Annotated in this window: 19 protein-coding genes; 8 read left to right on the top strand and 11 right to left on the bottom strand. The window is 64.1% G+C overall.

What is annotated here, in order from left to right:
- Positions 1-2 precede the first annotated feature (2 nt).
- The 5 genes from AC1RUK_RS13520 to AC1RUK_RS13540 form a co-directional block, all read right to left on the bottom strand.
- Positions 3-1283 carry an O-acetylhomoserine aminocarboxypropyltransferase gene (locus AC1RUK_RS13520; protein WP_436174628.1) on the bottom strand — a complete coding sequence of 427 codons (1281 nt, stop codon included), beginning with the start codon at positions 1281-1283 and terminating at the stop codon, positions 3-5.
- Between the two features lie 147 nt (positions 1284-1430).
- Positions 1431-1952 (bottom strand): CoA-binding protein, encoded by a 522-nt coding sequence (locus tag AC1RUK_RS13525; RefSeq protein WP_481835220.1) that lies wholly within the window; start codon positions 1950-1952, stop codon positions 1431-1433.
- Entirely contained in the window at positions 1949-2725 is a 777-nt protein-coding gene (locus tag AC1RUK_RS13530; RefSeq protein ID WP_481835219.1) for an AAA family ATPase, read from the bottom strand. Before AC1RUK_RS13530 ends, AC1RUK_RS13525 begins: the two co-directional genes overlap by 4 nt.
- A 10-nt stretch (positions 2726-2735) precedes the next feature.
- Positions 2736-3158 carry a VOC family protein gene (locus tag AC1RUK_RS13535; protein ID WP_481835218.1) on the bottom strand — a complete coding sequence of 141 codons (423 nt, stop codon included), beginning with the start codon at positions 3156-3158 and terminating at the stop codon, positions 2736-2738.
- Positions 3159-3160: 2 nt separating this feature from the next.
- Positions 3161-3982, bottom strand: a complete 822-nt coding sequence (locus AC1RUK_RS13540; RefSeq protein WP_481835217.1) for an enoyl-CoA hydratase — start codon at positions 3980-3982, stop codon at positions 3161-3163.
- A 180-nt stretch (positions 3983-4162) separates the two neighbouring features.
- Here AC1RUK_RS13540 and AC1RUK_RS13545 point away from each other — a divergent pair, with 180 nt between their 5' ends.
- The 3 genes from AC1RUK_RS13545 (at position 4163) to rpsI (ending at position 5806) form a co-directional block, all read left to right on the top strand.
- Positions 4163-4627 (top strand): PaaI family thioesterase, encoded by a 465-nt coding sequence (locus tag AC1RUK_RS13545; protein ID WP_481835216.1) that lies wholly within the window; start codon positions 4163-4165, stop codon positions 4625-4627.
- A gap of 230 nt (positions 4628-4857) precedes the next feature.
- A complete protein-coding gene (gene rplM, locus AC1RUK_RS13550) occupies positions 4858-5322 on the top strand; it encodes a 50S ribosomal protein L13 (protein ID WP_006201860.1) in 465 nt (154 codons plus the stop codon).
- 1 nt (position 5323) lies between these two features.
- The gene (gene rpsI / locus AC1RUK_RS13555) at positions 5324-5806 is read left to right on the top strand and encodes a 30S ribosomal protein S9 (RefSeq protein WP_436174622.1); all 483 of its coding nucleotides are present in this window, start codon (positions 5324-5326) and stop codon (positions 5804-5806) included.
- Positions 5807-5868: 62 nt separating this feature from the next.
- Here the strand turns inward: rpsI and AC1RUK_RS13560 are convergent, their stop codons facing one another.
- Positions 5869-6771, bottom strand: a complete 903-nt coding sequence (locus tag AC1RUK_RS13560) for a LysR family transcriptional regulator (protein ID WP_481835215.1) — start codon at positions 6769-6771, stop codon at positions 5869-5871.
- Between the two features lie 94 nt (positions 6772-6865).
- On the opposite strand from AC1RUK_RS13560, the gene AC1RUK_RS13565 reads away from it, so the two are divergent.
- The gene (locus tag AC1RUK_RS13565) at positions 6866-7738 is read left to right on the top strand and encodes an aldo/keto reductase family oxidoreductase (RefSeq protein WP_481835214.1); all 873 of its coding nucleotides are present in this window, start codon (positions 6866-6868) and stop codon (positions 7736-7738) included.
- 79 nt (positions 7739-7817) lie between these two features.
- Here AC1RUK_RS13565 and AC1RUK_RS13570 read toward each other — a convergent pair whose 3' ends face one another.
- Both AC1RUK_RS13570 and AC1RUK_RS13575 read right to left on the bottom strand, forming a co-directional pair.
- Positions 7818-8879: a glycerophosphodiester phosphodiesterase family protein gene (locus tag AC1RUK_RS13570; RefSeq protein ID WP_481835213.1), complete on the bottom strand. Its 1062-nt coding sequence runs from the start codon at positions 8877-8879 to the stop codon at positions 7818-7820.
- A gap of 95 nt (positions 8880-8974) precedes the next feature.
- Positions 8975-10189 (bottom strand): acyltransferase family protein, encoded by a 1215-nt coding sequence (locus tag AC1RUK_RS13575; RefSeq protein WP_481835212.1) that lies wholly within the window; start codon positions 10187-10189, stop codon positions 8975-8977.
- Positions 10190-10311: 122 nt separating this feature from the next.
- Between AC1RUK_RS13575 and speB the strand changes: the two genes are divergently transcribed.
- A complete protein-coding gene (gene speB / locus AC1RUK_RS13580; RefSeq protein ID WP_481835211.1) occupies positions 10312-11313 on the top strand; it encodes an agmatinase in 1002 nt (333 codons plus the stop codon).
- Between the two features lie 30 nt (positions 11314-11343).
- Positions 11344-12270 (top strand): N-acetyl-gamma-glutamyl-phosphate reductase, encoded by a 927-nt coding sequence (gene argC / locus AC1RUK_RS13585; RefSeq protein WP_481835210.1) that lies wholly within the window; start codon positions 11344-11346, stop codon positions 12268-12270.
- 406 nt (positions 12271-12676) lie between these two features.
- Here argC and AC1RUK_RS13590 read toward each other — a convergent pair whose 3' ends face one another.
- Positions 12677-13753 carry a COX15/CtaA family protein gene (locus AC1RUK_RS13590; protein ID WP_481835209.1) on the bottom strand — a complete coding sequence of 359 codons (1077 nt, stop codon included), beginning with the start codon at positions 13751-13753 and terminating at the stop codon, positions 12677-12679.
- A 148-nt stretch (positions 13754-13901) separates the two neighbouring features.
- On the opposite strand from AC1RUK_RS13590, the gene AC1RUK_RS13595 reads away from it, so the two are divergent.
- Positions 13902-14117, top strand: coding sequence for a DUF2842 domain-containing protein (locus AC1RUK_RS13595; protein ID WP_006201870.1), 216 nt, complete (start codon positions 13902-13904; stop codon positions 14115-14117).
- 60 nt (positions 14118-14177) lie between these two features.
- Here AC1RUK_RS13595 and AC1RUK_RS13600 read toward each other — a convergent pair whose 3' ends face one another.
- On the bottom strand, positions 14178-15236 hold the full coding sequence (locus tag AC1RUK_RS13600; protein WP_481835208.1) for a polysaccharide deacetylase family protein: 1059 nt from the start codon (positions 15234-15236) through the stop codon (positions 14178-14180).
- A gap of 89 nt (positions 15237-15325) precedes the next feature.
- On the opposite strand from AC1RUK_RS13600, the gene AC1RUK_RS13605 reads away from it, so the two are divergent.
- Positions 15326-16558, top strand: coding sequence for a GNAT family N-acetyltransferase (locus AC1RUK_RS13605; RefSeq protein WP_481835207.1), 1233 nt, complete (start codon positions 15326-15328; stop codon positions 16556-16558).
- A gap of 62 nt (positions 16559-16620) precedes the next feature.
- Here the strand turns inward: AC1RUK_RS13605 and AC1RUK_RS13610 are convergent, their stop codons facing one another.
- Positions 16621-18792: a GumC family protein gene (locus AC1RUK_RS13610; protein WP_481840276.1), complete on the bottom strand. Its 2172-nt coding sequence runs from the start codon at positions 18790-18792 to the stop codon at positions 16621-16623.
- Positions 18793-18980 lie beyond the last annotated feature (188 nt).

The raw sequence follows: 18980 nt of genomic DNA on the forward strand, positions 1-18980 counted from the left end.
TCTCAGACCTTGTCCAGCGCCTGTTCCAGGTCGACGACGATGTCGTTGACATCCTCGATGCCGATGGAAAGCCTGACCGTGTCAGGCCCGGCGCCTGCCTTGACCTTCTGCTCATCAGAAAGCTGGCGATGCGTGGTCGAGGCCGGATGAATGACAAGCGACTTGGTGTCGCCGACATTGGCAAGGTGCGAGAACAGTTCGAGCGCCTCGACGAACTTGACGCCCGCCGCATAGCCGCCCTTGAGGCCGAAGGTGAACACCGCGCCGGCGCCGAGCGGCGAGTACTTCTTCTGCAGCGCGTTGTTCTTGTCGCTGGGCAGGCCGGGATAGTTCACCCAGGCGACCTTGGGGTGGTTGGACAGCCAGCCGGCGACGGTCACCGCGTTGTCGCAGTGGCGCTGCATGCGCAGCGGCAGGGTTTCCAGCCCGGTCAGGATCAGGAAGGCGTTGAACGGCGAGATCGCCGGGCCGATGTCGCGCAGGCCGAGCACGCGCGCGGCGATGGCGAAGGCGAAATTGCCGAAGGTTTCGTGCAGGACAATGCCGCCATATTCGGGGCGCGGCTCCGACAGCATCGGATATTTGCCCGACTTCGACCAGTCGAAGGTGCCGCCGTCGACGATGGCGCCGCCGATCGAATTGCCGTGGCCGCCGATGAACTTGGTCAGCGAATGCACGACGATGTCGGCGCCATGCTCGATCGGCCGCACCAGATAGGGCGAGGCCAGCGTGTTGTCGACGATCAGCGGCAGGCCGTGCTTGCGGGCGATATCGCCGATCTTCTCGATGTCGACGAAGACGCCGCCCGGATTGGCCAGGCTCTCGATGAAGATCGCCTTGGTCCTGTCGTCGATCTGGCTCTCGAAGGTCGAGACGTCGTCGGTATCGGCCCAGCGCACCTGCCAGCCGTAATTCTTGAAAGCGTGACCGAACTGGTTGATCGAGCCGCCGTAAAGCCTTGTCGCGGCGACGAAATTGTCACCTGGCTGCATCAAATTGTGAAACACCAGGATCTGCGCGGCATGACCCGATGCGACCGCAAGTGCTGCGGTGCCGCCCTCGAGTGCTGCGACGCGTTCCTCGAGCACCGCCTGTGTCGGGTTCATGATGCGGGTGTAGATGTTGCCGAAGGCCTTCAGCCCAAACAGCGAGGCGGCGTGGTCGGCATCGTCGAAGACGTAGGAGGTGGTCTGATAGATCGGGGTCGCCCGTGCCCCCGTCGCCGGATCGGGCTTGGCGCCGGCATGGACGGCGAGTGTGTTGAAACCGGGCGCACGGGTCATCGAAAACCTCCCTTTCTGAAATCTCTGAAAATCGCCGGGCATTCTTGGCGAAGCGCGATGATGAATGCAAAGAAGAAAATGCCTTTCGGCGGACGATCGGCGGCCGCGCGCCGAGAAAATGCGCCAGCCAACGGAACAATTTTGCTTCTATTTTTGCCGGACGCCAAAACTCTGGAATCCCGGGCGCATCAGCGGCTTCTTCGACGACAGCACGCCCGAGTTGACGCCGGTCCAGCCGATCTCGCCGGACAGCTTGCCGTATTCGATCTTGGGGCAACGGTTCATCACCACCTTCATGCCGGCGGCCTCGGCGCGCGCGCCGGCCTCGTCATGGCGCACGCCAAGCTGCATCCAGAGGACTTTCGGCAAGGGGTCGAGCCGCAAAACCTCTTCGATAACGCCAGGCACGGACGCCGAGCCGCGAAAGATGTCGATCATGTCGACAGGCTCAGGGAGATCGGCAAGCCTGGCATAGACCGTCCGGCCGAGGATCTCCTTGCCGGCGTGTCCCGGATTGATCGGGAACACCGAATACCCCTTGGCGAGCAGGTATTTCAGCACGAAGTAGCTCGGCCGCACGTCATTGGGCGACGCACCGACCATGGCGATGGTCTTCACCGAATTGAGGATGCCGCCGATGTAGGCATTGTCGTAGCTGTCGTGGTTCATGCCTCGTCCTCATACAATGCCTCGGTGAGAAAACCATCAGGATCGCTACAGAAATTGCGCAGCATGCGGAAATGATCGGTATCCTGAAAATCGACCGGATCCAGCCCAAAGCGGCTGATGCGGAAGAGACGCGCGCCGGGACAGGCCATCAGCAGCGGCGAATGCGTCGCCATGATCACCTGCGCCGTGCCCGACCGATCCATCCGCCTGAGCAGCTTGAGGAGTTCGATCTGGCGCGTCGGCGAAAGCGCGCTTTCGGGCTCGTCGAGGATGTAGATGCCTTGCCGGCGGCAGCGCTCCTCGAAGAAGCGGATGAAACCCTCACCATGCGACCAGGACAGGAAATCCGGTGGCGCCCCGCCAGAATCGAGTGCTGCCTGATCGAGATAGCGGGCGACGGAGTAGAAGGATTCGGCGCGAAAAAACCAGCCGGCGGTGACCCTGGGCAGCCAGTGGCCGCGCAGCGTATCGGCCAGCGCGGCGCCGCTCTTGTCGATGGCGGCGGAGTGGTCAACCGGCCTGTAGCCCTTGCCGCCACCGGCCTCGTCATAGCCGGCCAGCGCACCGATCGCCTCGAGCAGCGTTGATTTGCCGGTCCCGTTCTCGCCAACGATGATGGTGATCGGCGTGGTGAATTCGAGCTGGAATTCCTGGCCGCGGAAGATCGGCAGGTTCCAGGGGTATTTTTCCCAGTCCTCTACCCGCGCCGGCTCGAGCAGGATGCGCTTGAGGTAAGGCGCCTTCAGCCGCGTCAGTTGCTTGCGAGGCGCCATCCGGAAGCGGTCAGGCCGGCAGGGAAATCGATCCGTCTTCCGCGATCGGAAAGGCCGGATTGTGCGCCACTTCCCAGACATGACCGTCGGCATCGGCGAAATAGCCGTACCAACCGCCCCAGAAGGCGCGGCTTGCGGCCTTGACGATACGGCCGCCGGCCTTCTCGGCCATGGCAAGCACCTCATCGACCTCGGCGTCGGAGCGGGTGTTGTAGGCGAGATAGACCGCCGACGGCGCCCCGGCGAAGGTGACGCCCGAATCCTCCTCGGCGCTGGCGCGCGGGAACAGGCCGAGGATGGCGCCGCCCATCTGGAAGAACGCCACTCCCTCGGTGATCCCGCCATGGCGTTTGAGCCCCATCGCTTCGTAAAAGCGCGCGGCCCGCTCAAGATCGTCGGTGGCGACGGTGATGATGGAGATGCGCGGTTCCACGTCTAGTCCTCCTTCCATTCCGGCTTGCGCTTGCCCATGAAGGCGCCGATGCCTTCCTCGGCGTCCCGCTCCAGCATGTTTTCCACCATGACGCGGCCGGTGTAGGCATAGGCATCCGCCAACCCCATCTCGGCCTGAGCGTAGAAGGCTTCTTTACCGGTCTTCACGACCAAAGATGATTTGGAAGCAATGGTTTGCGCGTATTTGGTGACAATCTGATTCAGGTATTCGCGCGGCACAATTCGGTTGACGAGGCCGAATTCCTTGGCCGTCGCCGCGTCGATGGTCTCGCCGGTCAGAAGCATCTCCATGGCGTGCTTGCGCGATACGTTGCGCGACAGCGCCACCATCGGCGTCGAGCAGAACAGGCCGATATTGACGCCCGGCGTGCAGAAGGTCGCCTCATGCGAGGCGATGGCGAGGTCGCAGCTTGCCACGAGTTGCAGCCCGGCCGCCGTGGCCAGGCCGTCGACCTCGGCGATGACAGGCCTGGGGTGACGCACGATCGTCTGCATCAGCGCCGCGCAAGCGGCGAACGTCTGCGCGAAGAACGCCTTGCCCTTGTCGGCGTCGGCGCGATGCAAGGTCAGTTCCTTGAGATCGTGCCCGGCGCAAAACACTTTTCCAGTGGCCGCCAGGACAATGACGCGGACGGATTTGTCCGCTTTCGCGCGGTCGAGCTCCGCCGTCAAAGCCGCCATCACCGCAAGCGACAAGGCATTGGCCGGTGGGCTGGCGAGCGTCAGCCGCAGCACGCCCTTGTCCAGGTGTGAGACGACCGGACCTTCGGCGACGACCGGCTTGATGGCGACGATTTCGGCCATGGGTCCAAACCTCTCTGTCTGCCTGCTCTGTTTGTCCGCTCGGTGGATTCGCGAGCCATGGAACAAAAGAACTAGCATGCTGCCGATTGAAGAAAAGCCACGAGACGTGTTTTCTCGAACCCGACAATTGGCCCAGTTGCACAGATTGAGCCCATACCGGCTCCATATAGGAAACCGCCGATGCCCGCCCAAGACAATCTCAAACCGGTGCTGACGGCGGCGGAAGTCAATGCGCTGATGGGAACCGTCTACCCGCAACTCAACGACCAGTTTGCCTTCTACCAGGCACTAGAGGTGTTTCCCGGCGGCTGCACGGTGCGGCTCAACGCCGACGCGCGGCATCTGCGCCCCGGCGGCACCGTGTCAGGCCCGTCTCTGTTCACGCTGGCCGACATTGGCGGCTATGTCTGCGTGCTCTCGCATGCGGGACCGGACGCGCTTTCGGTGACCACCAACCTCAACATCAATTTCGTCCGCAAGGCCGAGGCCGGGCCGATCGACGGCCACTGCCGTATCCTGAAGCTGGGCAAGAGCCTGATGGTGTTCGACATCGACATCGTCGCTGGACCGGACGGGCACACGGTCGCGCATGCCACGGGCACCTATTCGATCCCGCCGAAGCGGGCCAGCGATGTGGTAAAATAATACCTTTTTCTTAAGCTGTTGTTTTTGCTATATTTTGCACGATATCTCGTTTTCCGATCGCCTTGACGCGCGCAACCCCCTCGCCTATAAGCCCTCCCGAAGCAGCGGCCCGCAAAGGCCGCCGTTTTGTTATTGGCGGCGGGCACGTGCCTGTCACCAATCCAAGCAACAAGAAACGCCTTGCCTCGTCGTTCGTGTATGGGGAAGGTCAAACCGAAAGCGATAAATCCATGCCAACCTTTTCGCAGAAGCCTGCGGATGTGGTGAAGAAGTGGGTGCTGATCGACGCCGAAGGTCTCGTCGTCGGCCGCCTCGCCACTGTCATCGCCAACCATCTTCGCGGCAAGCACAAGCCCACCTTCACTCCGCATGTCGACGACGGCGACAATGTCATCGTCATCAACGCCGACAAGGTGGTGTTCACCGGCAAGAAGTTCACCGACAAGGTCTATTACTGGCACACCGGCCACCCCGGCGGCATCAAGGAGCGCACCGCGCGCCAGCTGCTCGAGGGCCGTTTCCCCGAGCGTGTCGTCGAGAAGGCCGTCGAACGCATGATCCCGCGTGGCCCGCTCGGCCGTCGCCAGATGAAGAATCTCCGCGTCTATGCAGGCACGGAACATCCGCATGTCGCCCAGCAGCCCGTCACCCTCGACGTCGGCGCGCTGAACGCCAAGAACAAGAAGGCTTCGTAAGATGGCTGAGCTTTCCTCGCTCGCAGAACTCGGAACTGCTACCGGCAACACCAATACGCAAGCCGCAGCACCCGTCCATGTCCAGAAGCTCGACAAGTCGGGCCGCGCCTATGCCACCGGCAAGCGCAAGAACGCCATCGCGCGTGTCTGGGTGAAGCCGGGTTCCGGCAAGATCGTCGTCAACGACAAGGAATTCGCGACCTATTTCGCGCGTCCGGTCCTGCAGATGATCCTCAACCAGCCGATCATCGCGGCCAACCGCGCCGGCCAGTACGACATCGTCGCCACCGTTGTCGGCGGCGGTCTGTCCGGCCAGGCCGGCGCCGTGCGCCACGGCATCTCCAAGGCGCTGACCTACTACGAGCCGACGCTGCGCTCCGTGCTCAAGAAGGGCGGCTTCCTGACCCGCGACAGCCGCGTCGTCGAGCGCAAGAAGTACGGCAAGGCGAAGGCCCGCCGCTCCTTCCAGTTCTCGAAGCGCTAAGCGCTACGACGTTTCGGACTATCCAAGGGCCGCCTCCGGGCGGCCTTTTCTTTTGGCGTGCCTCAGGCCCCGCCATCCTTGATAAAGTCTATGAACGCGCGCAGCGGCGCCGGCACGAGGCGCCGGCCGGGATAGTAGAGGAACGGTCCCGAAAAGTTCTGCCACCAGGGTTCGAGCACGGGTTCGAGCGCCCCGCTGTCGAAGTAAGGGCGAAGCCAGTCCTCGAAGAGGCAGACAATGCCGATCCCGGCGATCGCTGCATCGACGGCGAGATCGGCCGCCCCGCCGAGGGTTACGAGAAGGGGCCCCGTTGGATCGACCAGCACCACCTCGCCGTCGCGCTCGAACTCCCACGGCGGCATCGCGCCGCTGGCGAAGCGGCCGCGCAGGCAGGCGTGGCCGAGCAGGTCGCTTGGATGCTCGGGCCGCCCATGGCGATCAAGGTAGGCCGAGCTGGCGGCTGCAGCGAAGCGCTGCACGCGCGGGCCGATCGGCACCGCGATCATGTCCTGCTCCAGCCGCTCGTCATAGCGGATGCCGGCGTCGCAGCCGGCGGCCAGCACGTCGACAAAGCCCTCTTCGGCGATCACCTCCAGGCGGATGCCGGGATAGGCAGCGAGAAATTGCGGAACGATTGCGGGCAGCACCAGCCGTGCCACGCTGACCGGCACGTTGAGGCGCAACGTGCCGGCCGGCCGGTCGCGAAAACCGTTCACCACATCGAGCGCCGCCTCGACCTCGTTCAGGGCTGGGCCAAGCCGCGCCAGCAAACCGGCACCGGCATCGGTCAAGGCGACGCTGCGCGTTGTGCGATTGAACAATCTGACGCCGAGCTGTGCCTCCAGACGACGGACCGCTTCGCTGAGACCCGACGCGCTACCGCCACTGGTACGCGCACCCTCGCGAAAACCACCGGCACGAGCCACTGCCAGGAAGGCATTGAGATCACCCAGTTCGATGTTCACTGTTCGTATTCCTGCACAAGCTGTGCAGATTGTACCGGATTATCGCGGCGCGGACCAATGCCTATCTCTGCCTCACTTGAAATGGAGATAGATTATGTCCCGCATCGACCAGTCCGCTAGATTTGCTCTCGGCGACCACTCAGTGAAACGGCTTGGCTATGGCGCCATGCAGCTCGCAGGCCCCGGCGTCTTCGGTCCGCCCAGGGATCGCGACGCGGCACTGGCCGTGCTGCGCGAGGCCGTGGCATCCGGCGTCGACCACATCGACACCAGCGACTTCTACGGTCCGCACGTCACCAACCAGCTGATCCGCGAAGCGCTGGCGCCCTACCCCAACGACCTCGTCATCGTCACCAAGATCGGCGCCCGCCGCGGCGCGGATGGCTCATGGCTACCGGCGTTCTCGCCGGAAGCGCTGACCGAAGCGGTACACGACAACCTGCGCAATCTCGGGCTGGATGTGCTGGATGTGGTCAACCTGCGGATCATGCTCGACACGCATGGCCCTGCCGAAGGCTCGATCGAGGCGCCGCTAGCCGTCCTGGCCGAGCTGCAGCGGCAGGGCCTGGTGAGGCACATCGGACTGAGCAACGTGACGTCGGCGCAGCTCGCTGAAGGACGCCGGATCGCCGAGATCGTCTGCGTGCAGAACCAGTACAATCTGGCACAGCGCGGTGACGACGCCCTGATCGACGACCTTGCCCGCGAGGGCATCGCCTATGTGCCGTTCTTCCCGCTTGGCGGTTTCAACCCGCTGCAATCGTCGACCTTGTCGAACGTCGCCGCGCGCCTCGGCGCTACGCCGATGCAGGTTGCGCACGCATGGCTGCTGCGTCGCGCAGCCAACATCCTGCTGATCCCGGGCACATCGTCTGTCGCGCATTTACGGGAGAACCTCGCTGCAGCCGAACTCGAACTGCCGGAGGATGCGCTCAGAGAGTTGGGCGGCGTGGCGATGGCCGCCTGAAAGCAACCTTTTGAGGACTGGGCTGTCACCCTGCCCGCGCCCTGCGGCGCCGGGTTGGGTGAAGCGCCCACGTCGAACTCTAGTTGATGCTCGCCGTATTCGCTGGCTCGGCCGGCGGCGGCTGGTCAGCATAAGGCACCCGAAAACCATTGGCCGCCAGCCAGCCGATCGCCGCCTTTGGCTCGTCGGTCTGGATGATGGTGGCGCCGCGCTCGGCCCAGAAGCCATAGGTCTCGGCTGGCAGGCTGGCCTGCACCGCCAGCTCGTCACCACGGCCGCCGGAGAGAAAACCGCCCGGCTTGTTGACGATGGCGTAGGTGTTGGCCCAGATGTGCCAGCCACCCCGCACCGACACGGCGCGCATGCGAGTGCTGAACAACGGACCGCCGGTCTCGGTCAGCGTCTCGGCCCCTGCCCGCCAGTTGATCAGTTCGATCGCGCCGGGCGAAAAAGCCTTGCCGACCTTCTCGGCGAAGGCTGCGTCATGCACCGCATCGTCGGCGATGATCGGCATGAACTGGAAGCCGCCGCCAGTCTGAGCCATGGCCGCCTTGACACTGTCTAGCCGCTGCTGGTTCCAGAGGTTTTCCTTGACGATCACCTGCTCGGCCATGCCGAGTTCGCGGGCGACCGCGATCATGCCCGGCAGAGCCTGAACATCGAGCTTGTTGTCGAGGTTGATCAGGATCCTGTCCCTGGTCGCCATCAGCATTTCGCGCAATGTCGAGACCGGCTCATTGGTGACGGCGCCAGTACCTTCGATGACGAGCCTGCAGCGCTTGAGTTCCGCAACGGTGTAGTTGACCACCTCGCCCTTGCAATTCGTCGTGCGGTCGAGCCAGCTGTCATGCATGACGATGAATTCGCCGTCCTTCGAGCGCCTTATGTCGACCTCGACGATTTCGGCGCCAAGCGTGATCGAGCCTTCCACGGCGGCGATCGAATTTTCCGGGTAAAGCGTCTTGCCGGCCTGCATGCTGCCGGCTCGGTGCGCGGCCACCATCACATGGTCGCGCCACTGGTTGGCGTGCTCGAAGCGGTCGAGGATCTGCCTGGCGCGCGTTTCGCCGGCCGAGGCGTGGCCGACCGAGACCGCAAGCGCCGCGGTAAGCAGAAGAAAGCTTCGGCAAATAGCCTGCATCGAGAATCGCTCCGTTCCGGATCGGAACCCGGATAGGCGATGCCCGTGACAGGCCGGTGAACGAAGCCGGCTAGCGGATCGGCCGCGGCAGCGCGTCAGATGCGCTTTGCGAGCCGACGGAACCAGGCCAAGGCCGGCATTTCCACGAAACGCCATGTGAACCAGGAGGCGGCGATCGTGGCGATGAGCATGGCAACAATCGCGGCAAAGCCGAGCCATGGCGAGGCGGCGCCGAAGCCGATCGCGGCCTCGTCACGCAAGGTGATATCACCGACCAGCCCAAGACCAAGCTTGCGCTCGATCAGCCCGGCGACATTGATCATGCGCGCCTGCACGAAAATGTGGACCATGTAGATCGAATAGGAGAGCGCGCCCAGCGTCAGCATCGGCCGGCTGCGCAGCAAGGCGCTGATCAGCCCGCGTTCATGGGCAAAGAGATGGAGCGCCAGCGCAAAGACGAAAGGCGCCGCGATGCCGGCGTCATTGTTTCCCGCCAACGAGACAAACAGGCCGATCACCGCGATCACGACGATTTCGGCAACCGTCCACGCCAGCCGGGCACGGCCGCCGGCCAGCGACTGTCGCGCCTCTGCAATGGAATCGTGCTGAAACCATGCCAGAAGTGCGCCTAGCGAAAAGCCGTAGAGGCAGCGAATGAAGCCGAAATCGAAGGATACGTCCATATGCCTGTTGGAGAAGGCAAGCAGGAACAAAGGCGCGGTGACGGCCGCGGCGACGAACCAGATCCACGCGCGTCGGCCCGAAGTGAAGGCGACGCCGGCAAACATGAGGTAGGCGAAGAACTCGGCCGAAATGCTCCAGCTCGGCGCGTTCCAGGAGAGATGATCCTCGAGACCGATGCCTTGCAGCAGGAAGATGTTGGTCACGAGGCTTTTGGCGTCGAAGCCACCGGTGAAGGGCGCGGCACCCGCGCCGTGCAATTGCGGCAGCAGCAGCCGCAGCGTCTCGAAGGCGGCGAAGGCCAGGAGCATCGCAAGATGCAGCGGATAGAGGCGGCCGAAGCGGACGATCGCAAAGCGAGCGACCTCGTCCGGCTCGTTCAGCCGACTGGCGTAGGAACTGGCGATAACGAAGCCCGACAGCACGAAGAAGAAATCGACGAAAAGATAGGAGCCGCCGACGAAAGCGCTCTGCGAGATCATCGAGCTGGTCGGGAAGTGGAACAGCGCCACCAGCAGCGCGCAGATGCCGCGCCAGGAATCGAGCACCAGGAAGCGCTCGCCCGCTTTCGTGCCGGCCCGGGTCGCCACCGGAACATCAGCTGGATTGAGAAAGGCGATCTGCGTCATGATGAGACAAATCCTGTGTTGCCCTGGCACTCACCGAGCGCCAATGCGTCTCCCCAAGCTGTGACTGGCATGTTGCGTGCCGGTTCTATAGTTGTGGCAGCCCGACAAACCGAGGACCCGCAATGGCGAACCAGAACATCGACCACGCCTTCACCGCCCGCTCCAAGGCGGGCGCATCCTTCGAGCCGACCTATGCCGGCGCGCTGTCGTTCATGCGACGCAAATACACGAAGGACGTGAAGGGCGCGGACGCTGTGGTTTGGGGCATTCCCTTTGACGCCGCCGTCACCAACCGGCCCGGCGCGCGCTTCGGGCCGCAGGCGATCCGCCGTGCTTCGGCCATCCTCGACAATGACCCGCAATATCCGTTCTCGCGCGACCTTTTCGAGCATCTGGCGGTGGTCGACCATGGCGATTGCCTGCTCGACAGCGGCAACCACCAGAAGACGCCCGGCACGATCGAGCGCGAGGCGACGAAGATCCTGAAATCAGGCGCCTTCCTTTTGTCGCTGGGCGGCGACCATTTTGTCACCTGGCCATTGCTCAAGGCGCATGCCGCCATCCACGGCCCGCTGGCGCTGGTGCAGTTCGACGCCCATCAGGACACCTGGCCCGATGACGGCAAGCGCATCGACCATGGTTCGTTCGTCGGCCGCGCGGTCAAGGAAGGCATCATCGACCCCGACCGTTCGATCCAGATCGGCATCCGCACGCATGCGCCCGATACGTTCGGCATCAAGATCCTATACGGCCACGAGATCGAGGAAATGCGGGCGTCCGACATCGCCTATGCCATTGTCGACCGCACCGGCGGCAGGAAGACCTATCTCACCTTCGACATCGACTGCCTGGACCCGGCCTTCGCGCCCGGCACCGGCACGCCGGTCGCCGGCGGGCCGTCGTCGGCGAAGATCCTGTCGACGCTGCGCCAGCTCGGCCAGGTCGATATTGTCGGCGCCGATGTCGTCGAGGTTGCGCCGGCCTACGATCACGCCGATATAACGGCAATCGCCGGTTCGATGGTCGCCATGCACTATCTCGGCCTGGTGGCGGAACGGAAGGCCCGTCAGGAAGAGCTGGGCAACGGCAATCATGGCGCAGCGAATCACGGTCACGGCATATAGCTTTGAAATATCAGGGAATTTGATCAGCCTATGAAACCGAAAATCTTCATCGACGGCGAGCACGGCACGACCGGTCTGCAGATCAGGGCGCTGCTTGGCGAGCGCAGCGACCTCGAGATCATTTCGATCCCCACCGAGCGCCGCAAGGAAACGGCGGCCCGCGCCGAATTTCTCAACGCCGCCGATGTCGCGATCCTGTGCCTGCCGGATGCTGCCGCCAAAGAGAGCGTTTCGCTGATCGAGAACGACACCACCAGGGTGATCGACGCCTCGACCGCGTTTCGCGTCGCCGAGGGCTGGCAATACGGCTTTGCCGAGATGGACAAGGATCAGGCGAAGAAGATTGCTTCGGCGAAGCGCGTCGCCAATCCCGGCTGCTGGCCGCAAGGGCCGATCGCGACGCTGCGGCCACTGGTGTCGGCAGGCCTGCTGCCGCCGGATTTCCCGATCACCGTCAACGGCATTTCGGGCTATTCGGGCGGCGGCCGGCCGATGATCGAGGACTATGTCGCCAAGGGTGAGGATGCCTCCGAGTTCCTGCCCTATGGGTTGACCCTCCAGCACAAGCATGTGCCGGAGCTGCGGACCTATGCGAAGCTGTCGCATGATCCGATCATGCAGCCCGCGGTCGGCAATTTCGCGCAAGGCATGATTACGGTGGTGCCGCTGCAGCTCGGCGGCCTCGACCGCGTGCCGACGGGTGCCGAACTTCACGCCGCGATCGCCGACCATTACGCCGCAATCGAGGGCGGCGTGGTTGAGGTGGCGCCCTACGCGCATCTGGAGCGCATGCCGGAGATCGACCCGGAAGTGTACAACGGCACCAACCGGATGAAGGTCTATGTCTTCGCCAATGACGAGCGAGCGCAGGCGCTGCTGCTCGCCGTCTATGACAATCTCGGCAAGGGCGCCTCGGGCGCGGCCGTGCAGAACATGGATCTGATGCTTGGCCTTTGATGGTCTTCCGCCTCGCTAACCGCCTGTTCACGATGATCGCCTACAGACGAATTCGGCAACCACAAAGGGGTTCGGGGCACGGTCAGCGCGGTTTCAGGCTCATCTCGGGCGACGCAGATTTCTTCGTCCAGTTCCTTGAGCAACGCATCGCAGGAGGCCGCGCTCGAAAAGCAGATCCAGGCCAAGGAAGACGAGGCCAAGACGGTCCAGGACCAGGTTCAGGCCGCAGGAGATCGCCGCGCTGAAGGCCAAGCTCGCCGCGCTCAAGGCCGCCGACAAGGCCGCCCAGCAGGCGCCGTCCGCCGCTGCCGCCCGTCAGGCCGAGTTCGACGGCGATACCAAGACCACATCGAACGAATTCTGGATGTAACCTTCGGACCTGATACCTGGCGTCAGGTTCCGACGGCTATCTCGTGGGTAGCGGATACGCGCCCTTGGTGCCGCGCCAATGCGCGGCGGCAAAGCCCAGCAGGATCAGCGCGAAGCCCTGATGGGTCAGCGCCATGTGGAGCGGCACCTGCATCAACAGCGTGCCGACGCCCATCGAGGCCTGCACCAGGACAATCAGGAACAGCAGCGTCGCGCGGCGGGCATGCGTCGTGCTGGGCTGGCGGATGCGCGTGGCGATCATGTGCCAGAGCGCGACCGCGAAGATCGTGTAGGCGCCGAGCCGGTGGACGAACTGCACCGTCTTCGGGTTCTCGAAGAAATTGCGCCAGGCCGGCTCGAGCAGCAAGAGATCGCCGGGGATCACCTTGCCGTCCATCAGCGGCCAGGTGTTGTAGCTGAGGCCGGCGTCAAGCCCGGCGACCAGCCCGCCGAGATAGATCTGCACCAGCGCCAGCAGCACGATGACGCCGGCCAGCCGTTGCGTCGAACGGTCGGCGGCCGGTTCGGAATGGGGAGCGAGCCCGCGCGCGACCACCATGGTAGCGGTGAAGATCAGTGCCGCCAGCGTCAGATGCGTCGCCAGCCGGTACTGGCTGACCGAGACGCGGTCGACCAGACCGGACGCCACCATCCACCAGCCGATCGCACCCTGCAGCCCGCCAAGCAGCAGAATGCCGACCAGCTTCGGCCCCAGGCCACTCTCGATGCGGCGTGTCGCCCAGAAGAACAGCAGCGGCAAGGCAAAGACCACACCGACGCTGCGCGCCAGGATGCGATGCACCCATTCCCACCAGAAGATCGACTTGAACGCCTCGATGCTCATGCCCTTGTTGAGCTCAGTGTATTGCGGGATCTGCTGGTAGCGCTGGAATTCTTCCTGCCACTCGGCGTCGTTGAGCGGCGGGATGACGCCGTGGATCGGCTGCCATTCGGTGATCGACAGGCCGGACTCGGTGAGCCTGGTGGCACCGCCGACCAGCACCAGCGCAAACAGCACCAGCAGCACGACATAGAGCCAGCCGCGCACCAGTGCCCGGTTGTGCAGGTCGCGGTCGCGGGTGGCGTAAGGTGCCGCAGCGGTTATGGCAGCCATGGGCTCGTCCCGGTTGAAGTCGCGGATTGGTGAACCATAGCATGCTTGCTGGCAAGACAGGGCGGCGCGGCACGCCGTCGCGCCAGGTCTGCAAGGTTGCGCGCATCCCTCAATCGTCCTAAGCGATTGCGGTCAACGAGAGCGCGAAATGCCCATTCGCCTGAAAAAGCTGATCGGAACCTTCCTGCTGGTGGCGCTGGTCATCATCTATGCGCTGGTGGCGTCGATCGTGGCGGTCGCCCAACTGTCGGAGTCGGGCCCTCTCGTGCATTTCCTGTTCTTCCTGTTCAGCGGCCTGCTCTGGGTGCTGCCGGCGATGGGCATCATCAAATGGCTGATCCTGGAGCCGCGGCCGAAGGGCTGACGCGCTAACTTCCACAAATGCTGACGTCTCGGGGCCGTCCGGTTCCGAAGGGCTGTCGCCTCAGATGGTGACGACCATCTTGCCGGCATTGGCCAGCGGCGTCGTCACGCCCGACAGCATGGTGCGGATATGGGCCACGCTCTGGTAGCGGCCGTTGACTGAAATGCGCGGCAGCGCGAGCAGGAAGCCGGAATGCTCGGCACGCAGCACGCCATGGCGCGTCGTCACCGCCGAGACATAGCCGGCATCGCGGGCAAAGCCAACCTCGCGGCAGCCGACGGCGCTGGCATAGCCATAGGGATAGGCGAGATGGCGCGGCTCCTCGCCCAGTCGCGTCTGCAGGATTCGCCTGACGTCGCCGATTTCGCGGCGCGCATCGGCCTCCGAAAGCCGCTTCAGGTTGACGTGGTTGATGGTATGGGCGCCGATGGTCACCAGCGGATGAGCGGCCATGGTGCGGATCTCGTCCCAGTTCATGAGCGTGCTCGGTTGCTGGCCGTCCAGCCTGATGCCGTTCATGCGCGCGAATTCGTGCAGCGCCGCGCGCAGGTCCTCCTCGCGGACCTCCAGCGTCAGCCAGGTATGCAGGCGGTTGTTGGCCTGCAGCTTCTTTCCTCGCGTCGAACAGTCGATCGTCACCGGGCCATCCGGCGTCGCCAGCGTCAGCCGATCGCGCGCATTGACGATATCCTCGACCACGTCCCACCACAGGTCGGCGGCGCCGTCGATCAGCCCCGGCGCGACATAGATGGTGATCGGCGCGCCGTGCTTTTCCAGCACCGGCAGCGCCTCGGTCATGTTGTCGCGATAGGCGTCGTCGGCGGTGATGGTCGCGAACTGGCCGCCCTTGCCGCCGGCCTTGATGCGCTCGATCGCTTCGTCGAGCGAGACGAAGGCGTAACCGTCGGCCTTCATGTCCGCGATGACGGCGTCGAGGAAGCCGGGGGCGATGTTGAGATGCCGGTTGACGCCATCGGGCTTCTCCGGCGTCGCGGTGACCCGGTGCAGCATCAGGATGGCGCCGATGCCGCCGACAAACGGCTTTGCCAGCGGTGCCAGGCCGGTGTAGCGGGCGACGTTGAGCGCCAGTTTCCGGATTGCCTCGCCCCCGTCGATCATTCCTTCACCTTTTGCGCCTAGGCTCATCCAAGCACGGAATGCGCCTACGCGTACCCCAATCGGGATGAATACGCCTTAAGGATTGAGGTATGGTTGACGCCACCGCGTCATTTGACGGCAATCGGCTCGCCGCGAGCACGGCATCGCCGCGCGCGTTGCCGGACAATCAGGCCAGCCTGTCGGTCGCGGTGGCCGACGGCAAGGCACTTGCCTCCTACGCGGAATTCTGCGGCTCAGCACTGTTTGCGCCGGCGCAAAGCGCCACCTGGATCCGCAACTGGGCGAACGAGGTTCACACCGACATTGTCGTGGCGACGCTGAGCGCTCAAGGCGCGCCGGTGCTTTCGCTGGCCCTCGAAACTGCCCGCCGTGGACCATTTCGTGTCGCCCGCTTCATCGGCGACCGCCATGCCAACGGCAATTTCGCCGTCGCCGCGCCGGACTGGCTGCCGAGGGCCGACGCTTCGGCCATTCGCACGATGGTGACGGCCATCGCCAAGGCGCGGCCGGACATCGACCTCATCGCGCTGGAGCGGCTGCTGCCTGACCTCTACGGCGTCGCCAACCCGTTCGCGGCGCTGCCCGGTTTTCCGAGCCCGAACCTGTCGCTCGCTGTCGATCTCGACGGTGGCTTCGATGCGCTGCTGTCGCGCGCGAGCGGCAAGCGCAAGCGCAAGAAGCACCGCTCGCAGACGCGCAAGTTCGAGGTGGTCGGCAGCCACCGCCGCATCGAGGCGAAGACGGCGCAAGAGGTGAACCGGCTGCTCGACGCCTTCTTCGAGATGAAGGAATTCCGCTTCCGCAAGATGGGCATCGCCAATGTCTTCGGCGAGCCGGAGGTTCGCGCTTTCTTCCGCGCCTTGTTCAGCGAGGCGCTGACGGAGGAAAAGCCATCCTTCATGCTGCATGGGCTCGAGGTCGCCGGCAAGCTGCGCGCGGTCACCGGATCGAGCCGCTCGGGCAAGCGGCTGATCTGCGAGTTCGGGGCGATCGCCGAGGACGACCTCGCCAACTCCAGCCCCGGCGAATTCCTGTTTTTCGACAACATCCAGGAAGCCTGCGAGACCGGCTTCGGCCTCTATGATTTCTCGGTCGGCGACGAGCCCTACAAAAGGCTGTGGTGCGATATCGAAACCCAGCATTTCGAGGTTCTTTTGCCGTTGACGCTGAAGGGCCGCGCGCTGGCGGTCGTGATGCGGCAGGGCGCTCGGGCGAAGGCCTTCATCAAGAACAGTCCACTCGTCTGGAAGCTGACCAAGAAGCTCCGCCGCAAGGCCGCCGGACAGGCGGCGCCTGCCGCCACCGGCGACGACGACCGCTGACGAACTGCCCTCACCCGATCTAGCGGCGAAAATCCTGCACCGTTGCGCGGACTGATTCCACCTCAGGCGGCGCTGCGCCGTCCTGGCACCGGGTTACCCGGCGTCTCGTGGCCGATCGGCGTCACCAGCGTCAGTTCGGGATAGCCGTTCTCGATCAGCTTGATCGCCGCCTGGGTCACCTCGTCGTCCGCCTCGAGCATCGAGAGGAAGACTTCCGTGGCCTCGCCGACCAACCTGCCGATGCCTTGCGCGTCGGCGGGGCCGCATTCGACCACGACGAGGTCGTAGGCGGTGGTCAGCGATTGCATGATGATCGGCAGCCGGTCAGCTGCCCGCATGGCGCGCGCCGGATCGGCGGTACCAACGGGAATGACGTGGCAGTCGGAATAAAGGTCGGCGTGGATGACGTCGCTGAACTGCGCCTCGGAGGCCAGCAGGTCGGTGATCCCCGGGAAAAGCCCGCTGTCCAGCATCGGCCGCGAGGCAGCACCCGAAGCGGTGAGATCGAGGAGCAGCACGCGCAGGCCGGCGTCGGAAACCTCGCGTGCCACCAGCACCGCCGAGGCGGCCGCCTCGTCGCCTTCCGGCGAAACGAATATGGCGCGCGCCGCACCCGATGCGATCAGTTTTTCAGCCGCCTTGTCGACGTCGACCTCGCCGAGCGTCGAGCGAGCCGGTTCGGCCTCCTCCGCCGGCGCATCCGCTACTGTCGCGGTGTCCGGTTCGGCTTGCGATTGTTCCGCCGCGGGCACCACAGCCCTCGTCTCGGCAGCCAAAGGCTCCTGCCGGGCAATCGGCATCGCTACCTGTTCGATTCGCCCGAACCGGGCGCCGGTGGCCGGACGCATGGCACGGCCCGAAAACAGTTCGCCCAACAGCGTCGCGATCGCCATTAGCAGCAACGCACCGACGAAGGCTGCGCTGACGATCGGCACGATCTTAGGGAAATAGGGTTCCGATGGCACAACGGCGCGGGAAAAGACACGGGCGTCGACGGGCAGGTAGTTGCGGTCGTTGCGCGAGGAGGCCTCGCGGTAGCGGGTCATATAGGATTCAAGCAATTGGCGCTGGGCGTTCGCGTCGCGCTGCAACGCGTCCAGTTCGACCTGCTGCTCGCCGGCGCGGGCCGATGCGGCCTTCATCGTGTTGACGTCGGCGACGAGCTGGTTTTCCCGCGCCTGCGCCGTCTGCGCCTGCGTCATCAGCCCCTTCATGATCTTTTCCGCTTCGTTGCGGATCTGCCCGTCCATATCCGCAAGCTGCGACTTCAGCGCCCGGATGCGCGGATGGTTGCCGAGCAGAGTGGTGGAGAGGTCGGCGATGTTGGTCCTGAGCTCGACCTGCCGCTCGCGCAAGCGCTGGATCAGATCCGACGACAGCACTTCCGGCACGGCATCGAGCGAGCCGCCATTCTGCAGCGCCTTGCGCACGCCGTCGGCGGTCGCCTCCGCGGCAGCGCGGTTGGCGCGCACCTTCGACAGTTCACTCGACAGTTCGGAAAGCTGCTGGGTGGGCAGGACCGAATTGTTGCCGCCCATCAGCAGGTCGGACTGGGCACGGAAGTCGGCGACCTTGGCCTCGGCATCCTTGACGAGCTTCGACAGGTCGGCAATCTCGGGCGCCAGCCAGTCGGTGGCGGCCGCGTTCGATTCTTGTTTGGCGTTGCCCTGGACGGATATGTAGGTGTCGGCGATGGCGTTCGGGATATCGGCGGCGAGCCTGGGATCCTCCGACGAGAACTCGATGACGATAACGCGTGATTTTTCAACGCTGTAGACGTTGAGCTTCTCGCGCATCTTTTTCAGCACGCGCTCTTCCGGCGCAATCTCGTTGGGATCGCTTTTCAGGCCGACGATGACGAGCAACCGGCCGAGCGGCGACATGTTGGCCGCTTCATCAAACTCGGGCAGCCGCGACAGGTTGAGCTTGGAAGCCACCTGCTTGAGGATGTCGGTCGAGGAAATGACCTCGACCTGGCTGGCAACGCCCTCCTCGTCCAAAATCGGCTTGTCGTTGTCGGCGGTGCCATCAGGCCTGGTGAAGACCAATTCGCGCGTTTCGATCAGCAGTTTCGTCTGCGCCTTGTAATGCGGCGTGGCGAGCGAAGCGAATGCGAACGCCAGGCCGGTGACGGCAAGTGCTATGACAAGGATGCGCAACCAGTGCCTCGCCAGGCTGGCGAAGAGCTGCCTGAGATCGACATCGACATCTGCGGCCGCGGACTGGACGGACATGCATTTCTGCTCCGGTACTTGAGTCCGCCGCACCGTAAACAACTATGGTAACTCAGCCGTTAAGATCGAGGTAAGCAACCGTTAGTGTTTACTGCGCCGCCGCAAACAGAGGCTGTAAAACCATATAAAACAGTATGGCTTTTGCCATTTGCCGCCGCTTTGGGTTGCAGTCCTTTACCGGCCATTAA

The sequence above is a fragment of the Mesorhizobium monacense genome (genome assembly GCF_056781675.1).

What these genes read in the sequence shown, in the direction of transcription:
- AC1RUK_RS13520 (WP_436174628.1), bottom strand. Translation starts at nt 1,283, where the DNA reads ATGACCCGTGCGCCCGGTTTCAACACACTCGCCGTCCATGCCGGCGCC.
- AC1RUK_RS13525 (WP_481835220.1), bottom strand. Translation starts at nt 1,952, where the DNA reads ATGAACCACGACAGCTACGACAATGCCTACATCGGCGGCATCCTCAAT.
- AC1RUK_RS13530 (WP_481835219.1), bottom strand. Translation starts at nt 2,725, where the DNA reads ATGGCGCCTCGCAAGCAACTGACGCGGCTGAAGGCGCCTTACCTCAAG.
- AC1RUK_RS13540 (WP_481835217.1), bottom strand. Translation starts at nt 3,982, where the DNA reads ATGGCCGAAATCGTCGCCATCAAGCCGGTCGTCGCCGAAGGTCCGGTC.
- AC1RUK_RS13545 (WP_481835216.1), top strand. Translation starts at nt 4,163, where the DNA reads ATGCCCGCCCAAGACAATCTCAAACCGGTGCTGACGGCGGCGGAAGTC.
- rplM (WP_006201860.1), top strand. Translation starts at nt 4,858, where the DNA reads ATGCCAACCTTTTCGCAGAAGCCTGCGGATGTGGTGAAGAAGTGGGTG.
- rpsI (WP_436174622.1), top strand. Translation starts at nt 5,324, where the DNA reads ATGGCTGAGCTTTCCTCGCTCGCAGAACTCGGAACTGCTACCGGCAAC.
- AC1RUK_RS13565 (WP_481835214.1), top strand. Translation starts at nt 6,866, where the DNA reads ATGTCCCGCATCGACCAGTCCGCTAGATTTGCTCTCGGCGACCACTCA.
- AC1RUK_RS13570 (WP_481835213.1), bottom strand. Translation starts at nt 8,879, where the DNA reads ATGCAGGCTATTTGCCGAAGCTTTCTTCTGCTTACCGCGGCGCTTGCG.
- AC1RUK_RS13575 (WP_481835212.1), bottom strand. Translation starts at nt 10,189, where the DNA reads ATGACGCAGATCGCCTTTCTCAATCCAGCTGATGTTCCGGTGGCGACC.
- speB (WP_481835211.1), top strand. Translation starts at nt 10,312, where the DNA reads ATGGCGAACCAGAACATCGACCACGCCTTCACCGCCCGCTCCAAGGCG.
- argC (WP_481835210.1), top strand. Translation starts at nt 11,344, where the DNA reads ATGAAACCGAAAATCTTCATCGACGGCGAGCACGGCACGACCGGTCTG.
- AC1RUK_RS13590 (WP_481835209.1), bottom strand. Translation starts at nt 13,753, where the DNA reads ATGGCTGCCATAACCGCTGCGGCACCTTACGCCACCCGCGACCGCGAC.
- AC1RUK_RS13595 (WP_006201870.1), top strand. Translation starts at nt 13,902, where the DNA reads ATGCCCATTCGCCTGAAAAAGCTGATCGGAACCTTCCTGCTGGTGGCG.
- AC1RUK_RS13600 (WP_481835208.1), bottom strand. Translation starts at nt 15,236, where the DNA reads ATGATCGACGGGGGCGAGGCAATCCGGAAACTGGCGCTCAACGTCGCC.
- AC1RUK_RS13605 (WP_481835207.1), top strand. Translation starts at nt 15,326, where the DNA reads ATGGTTGACGCCACCGCGTCATTTGACGGCAATCGGCTCGCCGCGAGC.
- AC1RUK_RS13610 (WP_481840276.1), bottom strand. Translation starts at nt 18,792, where the DNA reads ATGTCCGTCCAGTCCGCGGCCGCAGATGTCGATGTCGATCTCAGGCAG.